Below are 14,153 nucleotides of genomic sequence, written 5' to 3'. Positions count from 1 at the left end.
GTTATTAAAAATTGAATCCTAAATTAACTGTTGCTCTTACGCCATCATCTCCATTAAATACAGCCACATTTGCAACTAACATATTTGCTGCGTTAAAGAAAATACCTCCTCCAGCAGAAGTGTTAAATTTAGTATTGTTAAAGGTGGTGTTTTGTTGTCCCCAAACAGTTCCGTAATCAAAACCTCCATAAATACCAATGTTTAGAGGCACAATACTTGTTTTAACTTTACTTAAAAGTAAACGAAGATCTGTAGATTGATACACTGAATTCTTTCCTGTAAAACGTTCGTTTCTATAGGCTCTTAAACCATCATTACCACCAATACTTGCTGCTTGATACAACTCATAAGAATCTCCAAAATTATAATGTCCTTTTACTTTGGTTGCAAGCACTAGTTTTCCGCTAGAAATCAATTTATAATCAAAAGAAATAGCAGGAATTAAATATCCAAAATTGTTACTGTTTTTAAGGTTAGAAGTATATCCTACTTTTAAGGATGTTTTCATCCCCATTGTTGGAAAAGCAGTATTATCTGCATTTTCAAACTGATAACCAGCTTCTGTATTTATAAATTGTTGATTGTTAAAAATGGCATTATTTGATGAGAAAGTATCACTTATAAACCTGTTAGGTGTTTGTTCTACTTTAAAGTTTTGAAAATTTACACCTACTTTTATTGTTCCATCCAAATCTCCTTTCCACTGTATAAAAGTACCAGCACTCAATTCTTTTATTTTAAGCCTGTTGTATTCTTCGTCTTTAATTTCATGAGGAGCATTTAGGTTTATAGAGTTATTCCCTAAACCAAAATAATTCATAGCAAAATTAGGACTTGTAAAACGTGCTTTTACGCCTAGATTCCAATTTTTTATAACATTTGCAAACTCGCTAGAATAATCAAATTCAAAACCACTAGTTGCAAAATAGTAGGCAGCATTTAAGGTATGTTGAGAAGTAAATGGGTTTCTCTCAAAGCCAAAAGAAGTATATACATTAGAAACACCCAATTTTACACCGTCGTCTGCATTAAAACCAATGGTTGGAGATATAATAAACTGATTGTTTTTAAGCTTCGTGTAATCGTACACGTTCGTTTCGTAATTATCTGTTAACTTTTTACTGCCTTTGTTTGTTATAAAAGTGTTTTTCTTAGATTTAAAATCATAAATTTTTACTTTTTTACCGTTTAAAACATTATAAACATCATTGTTTTGTCCGCCAATAATTCTAACTTTTATTAAGTTTTTAGCTTCTCCTTTTACTACAAAAGTGTCATCATCATCTAAACCATAAATCCAGATTTCTTTGGTGTCAGATTTCTTGTAAGTTCGTTCATGAAAAATGGTTCCTTTTTCGCCTTTTATAATTCGGTATCCAGTTATTTTTGTACCTCCATTAGGGACTCTTTCAATATCAAACCAATCATCTTTATGAGTACCTTTTATAACCTGAAATTTATTTAGATGTTGAAAATAAGCATCAGAAATTTTTTGTAAATTCTTTCTTCTGCCTTGTAATTTAGTTTTTATTTCTAAAACAGTATGGTCTCTTACTTCGTTAGGAAAATTAGTAAAAGCATCTTCTATAACTGCATCTGTAAGGTTGGTGGTTATTAACTTTACTTGTGCATCCCAATCGTTTTTAGTTGCTGTTGTAATTAATGCCATGTCTAAAGGATACGGAGATAAATTAAACCATTTTGGGCTACCAATATCTTCTTTATACGATTGCATTGCACGTAATGCAGGTATTAATTTTGTGGTAATATTTAATAAAAAACCGTCACCAAAGACAGCAAAAGCTTGGTCTCTATCTCTAGGAACCGGTCTGTAAATTGTCTGTTCACCTTCTTTAAAAATAGCCCATCTCCATTGGTCTTGGTGTCTGTCCCAATCTCCAATTAACATGTCGAATAAACGTGCTTTTATGTATGCTTTTTCGTCTAAAATATGATGTTCATTTTTACTTAATTTCTTTAATAAATCATCTGTACTAATTATTTCATCTGCAAACCCAAAACTTTCTTTGTCTCCGTGGCCAGAAGCAGCTCTTTCTTCAATCATGTATAATTCACCACCAAATTCATCATTAAAATTCCCTAAACTATTTTGTTTAGGAATGTAATATAAAACAGGGTTTGTATGATAAACACCAACTGCATCAGCTAATTTACCAATAGTAAAAGGTGCATATGGATGAGAACCTGTAAAAACATCATTTAACAAGCCTTCTGTAGCAGTGTTGTTAAATTGTCCTTCTATATATTGGTCTTTAAAAGCAACTGCCTGTAAATACTGAACAGCATTTTTACGTAAGGCACGCATTACATATTCTCTACCTTTTGAGTCTTCAAGTCTTAATGATTTAGATTGATGTCCGCCACCTTTTCTAACAGGCTTTAATCCGCCAAAAAGAGTGTCTAAATCTACGGTTGGTGCATTTACTTCTGTACCAAAATATTTTCTATAACGTTCTCCCCATAAAAAACGATAAATACCACTTTTTTCAACTTCCTCCTTGGTGTAAATAGATGCTTTTTTTGCTGTTATATTAGTATTAGTAAACGGAGCAAAGTTGGTGTTTTCATTGGCAGGTAAAACTTCTGTGGCGTATACAATTTCATCATCTTTTACGGTATAAAAAGCAACGTTAGACGAACCATCTTCATAAACATCTAACTTGGCAAAACCTTGCGCTCCATAAGTAAATTTTGCATTTCCTGTTAATTTGGTCGCCATTGTTTTAGAACCAGAACCACTTATTATTTGAGGTAAATTATCTTCTACAATATATTGTAGGTTATGGTCGTGACCAGAAACAAAAATCGTTTTATCATTTTCTTGAGAGAGTGTGATAATACGCTTTCTTAGTTCGTTATATTTTTTATTCTGAATATCGGTATTTGAAAGGCCAGAGGTTTCTCTAATTAAATTTTTAAGAGAACCTAAAACAGGTAGTGGACTCATGTGGCTTTTAAAAGAATATTGTCCGCCATGAGAACCGTTTGTAAACATTGGGTGGTGTAAAGCCACAATAGTTGTTTTTCCCCTTGCTTTTTTGATGAGTCCTTCAAATTCATCAAAGAATTTTTCTCTTGTTTTAATTTCACATTCATCATTTATTGTGGGGTGATTGTCCCAGTTTGTTACATACCAATGTGTATCAACAATAATTAAAACAATGTCTTCAGAAATTTTAACTTTTTCTAACGGACAACCATTATTCGGTAAAAAAGCTGATTTTCCTAATGCTTTTTCAACTAGTTTTTCTTCTCTTTTTAAGCCATCTAGACCATGATACCAATCGTGATTTCCTGGAATAAATATAGATTTTCCTTTAAATTGTTTCGCAACATTTGTTTGCGCTTCAATTCTTCTTTTTGCTAAAGGATATTTTTTAGAATCTTTATCGGGTATACCCGTTTCATAGACATTATCACCTAAAAAAAGTAAAGTAGATTCTTCTGATGCACTTTTAATGTGCTTTTTTAAATATTTTAAAGCAGGTGAATCTTCTTCTAATGTTGAGTTTCCTGCGTCTCCAATTAAATAAAAAGTATGTTCAATTTTAGAACTATCCTTTTTAATCACGCTAGGTTGGTTGTCTGCAATTTGTTTTTTTATGGTTGCGCAGGCAGAAATGCATAAAAAAAGTAAAAAGAATATGGAATATCTGAGTAGTTTCATAAGTGCTAAAATAACTATTTTAAAATTGAGTTTTTATATCGTTGCAAATCTTCTCTGGTATCTATGTCTAAGAAGTTTGTTGGTATTGTAGAACAAATAATTTCGTTTTTCTTTTTGTTGATGAATTCCTTTGCGCCTTTGTCTCCTTTTATCAGAAAAATATCAGAAAAATACTTTTTAGGAAAAATTACAGGAACACCTAATTTTTCACCATAGTTAGATGCTATAATTTTATCTTTATGTTGTTCAAATAAATGAAGCATATCTTCAATATAAGCAACATCAATAGCTGGTTGATCTGCTAATAAGATAAAAATGGCTTCAAAATTGAAATTATTTTGTTTAAAATGCTGAATACCAGAAACGATGCTAGAGCTTAATCCATCTTCGAAATTAGTATTTTCAATAAATTGAACGTTTCTAGTACTTACTTCTGATTTAATTTTATCAGCATTTGCACCTAAAACACAAAATATAGTGGAAGCATAAATACGTTGTGTTTTCTCTAAAGTATGTTCTAAAAGTGTTTTATGATTTACTTTTTCTAACTGTTTTATGCTATTCATTCTAGATGATTTGCCTGCAGCCAAAACTAAAACAGCAATGTTTTTCATAAATTTATGTGTTAATTTTCCCTGTTAATTTTCTTAAAGAAAAAGGCTCTTTTTTTCTAATTACAGATAGAATTTCCGCGACAATAGAAACGGCAATTTCTTCTGGGGTTTCTGCACCAATGTGTAAGCCTGCAGGTGTATAAATAGTTTCTAAAAATTCATCAGAAATATCTGGTACAAATTCAAAAAGCTCGTTAAACAATCGTTCCCTTCTGTTTGGAGCGCCTAAAATACCAATATATTTTGGTGTATATTCAGACAGCTTTATAACATATTTTAAATCTTGTACGTAACTATGATTCATAATTACAATAGCCGTATTTTCTTCAATATTTGTAAATTGAATAGTTTCTGCAGAATCACCATTTACCGAATTTGCTCCCGGAAAATCTTTTAATTCTTTAGAATCCTTAATACAGGTTATCACATCAATTTCCCAACCTAATGTTGCGGCTACTTTACAAAGTTTAACAGCATCATGTTCGCCTCCAATTATAATCAACCTAAAACTAGGTTGTACTATTTGAGAGAAGATTATAACGTCTTTCTTATCCTGATGATTAAATCCTTCAGAAAATGTAAATTGTTTTTTATTATGAAAAGTAATTACAGAACCAAAATTACCAAAAGCTTCATTTTCATCAGTAAAAAAACTTGCAATATGTATGGTTTCTCTATCTGAATTTGCTTTCGAAAAATGAGTAAGAAATAGATCCGAAATAAAAAAAGGTTCTATTAAAACATATAAAATACCTTCGCAGCCTAACTTGTACCTACCATCGTATGTAATTACTTTTGGTTTGTTATCAGAAAAAACACTTTTAGATCTGTGTTTAATTTCCTTTTCTACACAACCACCACTCACGGCTCCAACAGAACTTAAATCTTCAGAAATTAACATGCGTACACCTGGTTTTCTATAAGAAGAACCTTCTAAATGTACTACGGTTGCCAATACATTTTTCAACCCTTTTTGTTGGTTGATGACCGCCTGATTTATAATTTCTTTAAGTTCGTGATTCATTAATAAATACTATAATTTAGGTTTAAATATAAAACTTTTGTTACTTCTTTTTTAAGTATACTAAAAATAGGGAACATTTTTGTCTTTGTAAAAAACAATATTAACTTAAAAAGAATAACCAATAGCAAAGTTAAATACAGGTTCGTCTGCTCTAAAATCCCAACGTTTTCCTTCTTCTAAGGAAGGGTCATGAAAAGGCGCTGCCAAATCAAAACGGATTACAAAACCCTGTACATCTACTCGCAAACCAAAACCTGCTCCCATACCTAATTCATTTATAAAGTTTGACGTAAACTTATCTCTAACATTACCATCCGTATCATTAAAATCTGAATTTGAAACGGTATTCCAAACATTACCTGCATCTGCAAACACCGCTCCTTTTAAAATAGAGTAAATAGGAAAACGATATTCTAAATTTGCTTCTAAACGAACATTTCCTGTTTTATCAAAGAAAGAGCTTGTACTTTCTGAAGTTTCATCATTATAAGTTCCAGGTCCTAAAGATCTAATATTAAAAGCTCTTACACTATAAGGTCCACCTGCATAATATTGTTTTACAAATGGTATTACATCAGAATTTCCGTAAGCATAGCCATATCCAGCAAAGAATCGTGTGGCAATTGTTTGCTCTTTTTTAGAACCAAAATTATAATGATACCTTAAATCAATATCTGCTTTTGCATATTGTGCGTATTCCAAGCCTAAAAAAGTATTTGTTTCAGCTGTTTTTTTATCAAATAGACTAATAGAATTACCAGCAACATCTAGTGTAGTTTGTAAGAAGAATTGATGTTTTTTTGATGCGTTTAACATTTCATTATAAATAAATGAAAAAGTAAGTCCGCTTATAAATTGCTGATCAAAACTGCTCTGTAAAAATGAATTATCGTCTAAAATTTCTTGAAACTCTTCTGTAGTATTCGATAAACGTGTATAATTTATAGAAATAGGGTTAAACTCATATGTAATGTATTTATTTGCATTCCATGTGTACCCAAAAATACCAGTACCCGATAAAAGTGTATACAGCTGACTTCTATTTAAATAGGTGGCGCTTAGGCTGGTTTTAGTTTTAGGAGTAGAGTAGTCAAAATAATCTTTATTAATCTTAAAGGGAGTAATAACTCTTGGGAAAATAAGTTCACTTTTTAGGCCTAATTCTAAACTACTTAAACCAGAAGTACCACTAGTAATTTGTGTTTCGTACCCAATATTTGTACTAATGTTTAATGTTTCACCTCCTTTAAATAAGTTTCTATTGCTATAGGTTAAAGACAATTCTGGCCCCGCAAAATTATTAGATTTTGTAACGGCTTGCAGTTCTGCACGTATGGCGCGTTTTGTTAATGGTGATAAAAAAATATTGGCCTCTAAACTACCAATTGTGTCTGTTGTAGAGTCTTTTAATTCTTTATATTGAATGTTTACAAACTTATAGACACCAATAGAAGAAAGTCTTCTAGCAGTATTTTTAGAGGTTGATGGGTTAAAACGTTCTCCTTCTTTTAAAGTGATAAATTCATCTAAATATTTAGGTTTAAAATAAACAGAATCTTGGTGATAGTTTTTGCCTTGGAAACGTATGCTTTTTACAGCTGTAGAATCATTTAAATTATAATTAGGAAAAACATTGATGTTCGTGATTTGATACGGAACAGTCGATTTTTTTGGAACTTTTGCTTTCAACTTTAAAAACAAATCGAATTTTTTACTATTGCTTTTATATTGATTGGTATCTGCTTCAAAGAGTAAAAAATCTGGATTAAAATTATAATATCCGTTATTTTTTAATTCTGTATCTAAACGCAGCCTTTCTAACTTTAAACTCCCTAAATCGAAACGTTTATTTTTCTGAAATGGAGATTTTGTGGTCAATCTTTTTATCTCGTTATAAATTGGCGAAACCATACTATCTATTTTGTAGGTAGCCATTTTATAAGGAGCAGGAACTTTTAAATTATAGACAATAGCTGCTTCTTTTTTCTTTTCTTTAAAATTAGGAGCAATGGTGCTATAGAAAAACCCATAATTTTCTAGTTTGTTTCGTAAAAGGTTTTCATTTTCTAAAACGTTTATGTCTGATTGATAGACTGGTTTTTGTCCGATTTTTTTATACAACCACCTACTTAAAAAACCAGGGTTTTCTTGCTGATTTTTATAGTAATAATACAGCCCTAGATGCATTCCTAGTAGCCTTGTATTGGGTTTTGGACTTAATACAGTAACCAAATCGTCTTGTAGTTCTTTTACTTTTTCTACGGTAGAATCGGCTTTAATAACAATGCTAGCGCCCGTATACAAACGCTTGCCTTCTGGAATGTGTTTTTTTATACCACAACCGTAAATAAAAACGAATAGTACTATTAAAAAAAGCTGTTTTGTATAGGGTGTTTTCAAAATTTATTTACTTTTTATTTTCTGAATTTTCAGTATTATTTGTTGTTTTTAGATCATCCGTTTCCTTTGTGGTTTCACTATCTTTATTAGCACTCAAAATAGAATCCCAAAGTTGATGAAACTCATTAAACTCTTTGGTGAAAATTAATGCAATTCCACTTACAATGGTTTGACCGTCTATGACATTTTCAAATTCACTTTTTCTAAAACCTCTAACACGGTATCTGCCATCTTCTGTAATTTTATATTCTAAACTCACATTACCAATTAAAGGCGATTTTTCTTCCGTAGAACTGCTACCTTGTATGTCTACTTCGCTACCAACTCTTACGGTTAAACGATCGTTAAATAATTTCTTCTGAGCAGCAACATCCAATTGTGTTCTATCGGTTGGTGCGTCTCCTTGGTAATCTGTAAAACTATTTAAACCAAAATCTAATTCAATACCAGAACCTCCAAGAATCTTATCAGAAAAAGAATTTAATTGTCCAGAAACAGCATCATTTAAATTGTTTTTAGCAATTGTTGCAAAACCACCAGAACTACCATCGCTACCAGCATCTGGATAAAACCTATTTAAAACTAATAAAGAAAAAACTTGCCTGTTTAATTCGTCTTCTTGTTGGTTTACTTGTTGCACACGTTCATAAACCTGACCGCTAATGGCGCCTTGTTGGTCTTCTGGCATGTCTAAATTAAAAGATATTTTTGGCTGTAACAATTCTCCATCAATATTTAAATACACATTAAATGGCAATACTTGTTTGTATTTATTTTTGGTTGCTGAATCTTCTCCTGAAATTTGAGAAGCCATTAAGGTAGAGGCAGAGGTTTTTAAGGTGTAACTTGTACGGATGTCTAATTTAGCATCTAACGGGTCTCCTGCCCAAGAAATTCTACTTCCAGGAACTAAAACAAATTTTCTATCTACAACATTGTATAAGTTAAGTTCGTAATGTCCGCTAGCAACTTCATAAGCACCTGTTAAAGTTAAACGACCATTAGGATCCATTAATAAAACAAAATCACCATCACCAGAAATCTTAAAATTGTCGCCAGTTTCTTTATCTATGATAACTTTTACGGCAGCTTCTTTATCAATTTTTAAGAGCGCTTTTAAATCAAAGCCTGTAATTATAGCAGTTTGTTCTTCGTTTTGAGTTAAAATTGCATCCGGATTTTCTCTATTAACAAAAGCAACAACTCCTTCTCTTTCTTCTATATTTGCATAGCTAGAAGGTAATACATAGGTAACATCTGTATCTGAACCCACCACTAATTTGGCGTTTAATTTAGGAACCTGTAAATCTCCCGTTAATTTTGCATCAACATTAAAAGAAACTTTTCCGTACAAAGATTCATTGTCTTCTTTGGTGGCGTTTAGCACTCTAAATTTATTGGCTTTAATGTCTAAATTAAAGGTAGGGTTTACAAAGCTCTTGGTTTTAACGGTTCCGGAAACAACTAAAGCATTTTTTTCGCCATCTAAAATGGTGAAGTTAGAGAGAGATAAACCGCTGTTATCTACACTTAAAGTTTCGTTCTGTAAGTTAAATTTTGCGTTTAGTTTGGTCACTTTAAAAGCTGCATTTGTAAAATCTAAGTTTCCTTTATATTTTGGATCTGATGTTGTGCCTGTTACTTTAAAATTTCCTGAGAGACTACCAGAAGTTTCTTTAATTTCCCCCAAAGACAGTGTGTTTAAAGCTTGCATTTTAAAGTTGTTAATGAGTAAATCTAAATTTAAGTTAGCATCATTATTATCTACAAAATAATCTCCTTTTAAATCTAAGTCTATGGCCCCTTCTTTTAAGCTAGCATTAAAATCATATTTACCATTTTCTAAAGATTTGGCATCTAAACTTAAGGTACCAAAAGCTGTTTTTAATACTTGTAATTCATTAATACTTAAATTTGCAATAATACCTGTATCACCAAAAGGTTGCTCTAAAATAAAATCACCATTTAAAGTTCCTGCTGCAATCTCTTTTTCTGGACTTAAATAATTAAAAACTTCATTTATTTCAAAATTTTTATAATTTAAGCCGATGTGATCTCCTGCTATACGGGATATTTTATCTGTAATTTCTATAGATTGATTGTTTTTACTGATTTTAAAATCAGAGAATGTGAGTTTATTATTTTCAAATACAACGGCATTTGTTTTCGGAATTTTCCATTTATTACTATTCAATAACAAACTATCTTGATCTATGGTAAACTTTAATTTATCGCTGTTTCCAGTAATTTTTGAGTTTACATTCATTAATTTCTCTCCGTCATAGAAACCTAAAAAATTAAGGGACAATTCGTTGTTTTGTTGAATTCCTGTAATAACAGTTTTTGGTACATTTAAAGGTCCTGCTTTAATTTCTTTAAAACCTAAATTAAAATTGAAATCTTCATTATCTGTAAGCATAGAAAAAGATAAACTGTCTAATTCATTATCGCTAAAATTAATGTGAGGAGCCGTAATATTGGCAGTTAGTTTTCGTTTTTTCTCTTTAAAATCGACATCAATATTTATAGTGTCTAAATCTTTTAAATTAACCAAGAAGACATCTCTTAAAAGTGGCGTTTGAGAAATTTTAGCTTTTAATTTTAAATTTACTGGACTTTTAACGGTGTCGGAAACCGTAACATCTCTATAAAAATAACTAGCAACATGACGTTGCAAAGCGTTACTAAAAGTTTGTGGATCTGTGTTTGATTCTAAATTTAAATCAATCATTTTATTTTTGATAGAAACAGCCGTTGTATCTTTATCTACAAAGGCATTAACAGCAAAGTCTCCTACTAAAAACGTTCTGTTATTATAGACGGCTACACCATTTTTTATGTTACTTTTTAAAGTGTATTTTTTAGGGTTTCCTTTAAAGTCTAAAGAAAGTTCCATACCCGTTTTTACCTTACGCTGCATAATACCAAGTGCTTCTAAATCTGCACCAATTAGATTTAAATTAACAGTTGCTTTGGTGTTTATAGAGTCTAACGCTACATTAGCTAATAAATCTAAGTTTACATTTTTATCTTTATATGTTGAGGTAATTTTTCCGATACTATTTTTAAAATCTCCTTCTATTTGTAAGTCTCTTATTTCATACTTTTCTAACTGAAATTTAGAAATGGTAGTTTGTAGCGTGGCATCTAAATCCTGAATACTTTTACCGCTTCCTTCCGATTTTAATTGAACACTTAATTCACCAAAATTAGGATTCATTAAAAGGGTACCAACATTATAGTTTTCAATTTTTATATCCGTATTGTAGCTAATTTTTGCTTCGTTTTTAAAGTTTCCTTTAATTGTTGCAATACCTTGTGATGTATTTATTTTAGTATTTGTAACGATGTTGCTTAAAGTACCTTTTGCATTACTCGTTATTAAAATATCTTCCGGTAAATGAATGCCTAATGCTTTTTCGTCTACAATTTGTAAAAGATCATTTCGTTTTGTCTTTGCTTCAAAATTAGGAATGTTTAGTTGTAACTTATCTAGGTTTGTACTGTTTTTTATGTTTCCATCTAAAGATATTTTAGTGTAATTACCCCAATTAAGGTTGGTGTTGGCAATATTTAAATCAGCTAAAACTCCATTTATATTTACTTCACCAAAAAGTTCTTTTTTACTTAATTTGGTTACATATTCATTTTGTTTTAAACTCGGTTGAAACGTAAAAAGTTCATCTAAAAAGAGTGAGAATGACGGAATGCCTATGTTAATTTTTGTGTTTTCTGGTGATGAAATGAATTGAGAAAGTGATTTATAATTCGCATTTGCAAAACCAGCAATCATACTTTTTTTGAATGAGATTTTAAGGTCTGAAACTTTTAATTCTGTATCTGTTATTTCCGCATTTAGTGCGAGTTCCCTCAATCTAAATCCAGATTTTTCTTTAAAATTTAAAGCACTTAATTTCAAATTTGCTTTTTGGTCTTTTAAGAAAATATCAGATGCTTTTAAGGTTACATCTTCTAAAACAAGTGCATTCGGATTGAACACATTTTGAACCACTTTTTCATTATTTACAAAATACTGAATCTTATTGTTTTCTAAATTGATATCATTTACTTGTACTTCAAAATCTGGCCAGTTAAATGCGATATCACTGTTTGATGTTTCTTTAACGGTTGCAGTATTTGTTGAAACTGTTTTTAAGAGAACATCAGAACTTTTAAGTTGAAGTGTGGTAAGATTTATTTTGTTTGTAGATAAATTAATTTCAGGGATTTCTGTATAAAAATCAGCAACCCTTACATCGGCAATTAATTGATCTTGTGGGTTTTCAAAATAAGCTTCAACCTTTTTAAGAGAAAGCTTATTTACAGATAAAGTGGGTAAAACACTTTCTGTAGTTGGCGTATTTGAAATTACAGGCTTTTGAATAAGTTTAATATTTGTATCAGAAAGAGAAATTTTATCAGCATTAAAAATCATTTTTTGCAAATCAACTTTATCCATATTGGCAGTTAGATTTCCAACTTTAAAATGACTGTCAATTCCTATTACATCATCTTTAAAAACAACATTAATATTTGATAAATCAATATTTCTAAGAACAATATCTACAGGCTCTGAGGTTGTTTCTTCAACAACAGGAGTTTGTTCTTCTGATGCAAATGCATCTATTAAAAACTGAAAGTTATACCCAGAAAGACTGTCTTTTCTTATAATATTGGCACGTAAACCACTCCATTCTAAATTGTCTACACCAACGGCACCTCCTTTAATCATTCCCCAAAGAGGTAGGTTTGCTTCTAACGATTTAGAGTATACCAACGTGTCTCCTTTGGTGTCTTCCACATACAAGCCTTCTAATTGCAAACCACCTTTAAAGGTTAAAAATAGCTTGTCTACAGTAATTTTAGTGTTTGTTTTATCGGTAACATAGTTTACTGCCTTATCAACAATAACACTTTGTCCCCAAGGGCTTCTAATAAAAAGTATTAAAAAACTAACAAGAATGATTAGTCCTAAAAAAACTCGTAAGAATCTTCTTAAAAATCGATATTTTTTATTCTTTATTTTTTTAGACACTATAACTGACAATTTTAGTTATGCAAATGTAACTTGCTAATTTTATTCAAATTGTCCTAATATCATAAATTTTTGACTCTTTTGCTAAAACTGAACGATTTCATGTTTTAATAAACCTGATTTAAAAAAAGTTTTTTCTGTATTTAAGTAAGATTGATGTTCTAAGCGTTTAAATTAGACGATTTCTGTTTCTATAATAATGTCACTTTGTAACGTTTTGTGAACAGGACATTTTGCTGCAATTTCTTTTAAACGTTGCGTTTGTTTTTCGTCTAGATTGCCAACAAACTTTAATTTCTTCTTTAAATGATCAAAACGAGTTGGTTTATCTACAGCAATCTCTAAATCGTCACTATGTTTTTTAGAATAGGTAATATATACAAAGACTTCTTGTAAATCCCACTTTTTACGCTCTGCATACATTTTTAAAGTCATTACAGTACAAGCAGCCAAACCTGCACTTAAAAAATCATAGGGAGAAGGACCAAAATCATCACCACCAACATTTGCAGGTTCATCAGCAATAAAAGCATGTTTTTTAGTCTGAATAGAAGTTGTAAAATTGTCTTCTAATAAGTTTAAATGTCCAACCAACTGTTCACCTTCGGTAGAAATCATATTGTTCTCTTCAGACTCAAAATAACGTTCTACCCAAGTACCAATCATATTACCAACATAAATGCTATCTTTTGATTTTGATAATAAATGATCTGCACCATCTAAGCTTACAAAACTTTTTGGATGCATTGCATTGTGATAAATTTTCTCAGCATTTTCTATACCAACCACGGTATCAAAAGGAGCGTGCATTACCAAGATTGGTTTGCGTAAATTTTTAATAATTTTAGGTAAATCTGTTTTACTAAAATCGTTTACAAAATCTTGGTTTATTTTAAAAGGACGACCTCCAATTTTTACTTCTATATCTCCTTTTTCTGGAATTTCTGCTGTTCCATGAGAAAATAAGTGAGTTACATGTCCAACAGTTGCAGGAGCGCCAACAGTGGCAACCGCTTTTATGTTTTCTAATTTTGATGCTGCAACAATAACTGCAGCTCCTCCCAAAGAATGACCAACTAATAATGAAGGTGCTTTGTAGTTTTTTTCTAAAAAAGCATTAACCGCTAACAAATCTTCTACGTTGGCAGAAAAGTGACTTTCAGCAAATTCGCCTTCACTTCTTCCTAGTCCTGTAAAATCGAAACGTAAAACACCAAAACCATGATTAGACAAAGAACGACTGATGTTTTTTACTGCGTTAAAATTACTGTTGCAAGAAAAACAATGTGCAAAAATGGCAAATTGATTCGGTTTTTCATTGGCAGGTAATTCTAAATATGCTTGTAATTTTAAGCCTTTTTTATTTTCAATTTCTAATCTAACAGTATTCAT

General features: G+C 30.9%; 6 protein-coding genes. All 6 read right to left on the bottom strand.

The window, feature by feature from the left end:
• Positions 1-4 precede the first annotated feature (4 nt).
• Positions 5-3,688 carry a metallophosphoesterase gene (locus H0I28_RS11460; RefSeq protein ID WP_218759194.1) on the bottom strand — a complete coding sequence of 1,228 codons (3,684 nt, stop codon included), beginning with the start codon at positions 3,686-3,688 and terminating at the stop codon, positions 5-7.
• A 14-nt stretch (positions 3,689-3,702) separates the two neighbouring features.
• Entirely contained in the window at positions 3,703-4,302 is a 600-nt protein-coding gene (locus H0I28_RS11455) for an NTP transferase domain-containing protein (RefSeq protein ID WP_218759193.1), read from the bottom strand.
• 4 nt (positions 4,303-4,306) lie between these two features.
• Positions 4,307-5,326 carry an XdhC family protein gene (locus tag H0I28_RS11450; RefSeq protein ID WP_218759192.1) on the bottom strand — a complete coding sequence of 340 codons (1,020 nt, stop codon included), beginning with the start codon at positions 5,324-5,326 and terminating at the stop codon, positions 4,307-4,309.
• A gap of 105 nt (positions 5,327-5,431) precedes the next feature.
• Positions 5,432-7,726, bottom strand: coding sequence for a BamA/TamA family outer membrane protein (locus H0I28_RS11445; protein WP_218759191.1), 2,295 nt, complete (start codon positions 7,724-7,726; stop codon positions 5,432-5,434).
• A gap of 7 nt (positions 7,727-7,733) precedes the next feature.
• Positions 7,734-12,761 carry a translocation/assembly module TamB gene (locus tag H0I28_RS11440; protein ID WP_254712769.1) on the bottom strand — a complete coding sequence of 1,676 codons (5,028 nt, stop codon included), beginning with the start codon at positions 12,759-12,761 and terminating at the stop codon, positions 7,734-7,736.
• A 174-nt stretch (positions 12,762-12,935) separates the two neighbouring features.
• Complete coding sequence (locus H0I28_RS11435; RefSeq protein ID WP_218759190.1) at positions 12,936-14,153, bottom strand: bifunctional alpha/beta hydrolase/OsmC family protein; 1,218 nt, start codon at positions 14,151-14,153, stop codon at positions 12,936-12,938.

It is taken from the genome of Polaribacter sp. AHE13PA, assembly GCF_019278505.1.
Classification (GTDB): Bacteria; Bacteroidota; Bacteroidia; order Flavobacteriales; family Flavobacteriaceae; genus Polaribacter.
Note: the sequence above shows the minus strand (reverse complement) of the source record. Positions and strands in the feature narration are given on the sequence as shown.

Coding starts and splice junctions, on each gene's coding strand:
- H0I28_RS11460 (WP_218759194.1), bottom strand. CDS start 3,688: ATGAAACTACTCAGATATTCCATATTCTTTTTACTTTTTTTATGCATT.
- H0I28_RS11450 (WP_218759192.1), bottom strand. CDS start 5,326: ATGAATCACGAACTTAAAGAAATTATAAATCAGGCGGTCATCAACCAA.
- H0I28_RS11435 (WP_218759190.1), bottom strand. CDS start 14,153: ATGAATACTGTTAGATTAGAAATTGAAAATAAAAAAGGCTTAAAATTA.
- H0I28_RS11455 (WP_218759193.1), bottom strand. CDS start 4,302: ATGAAAAACATTGCTGTTTTAGTTTTGGCTGCAGGCAAATCATCTAGA.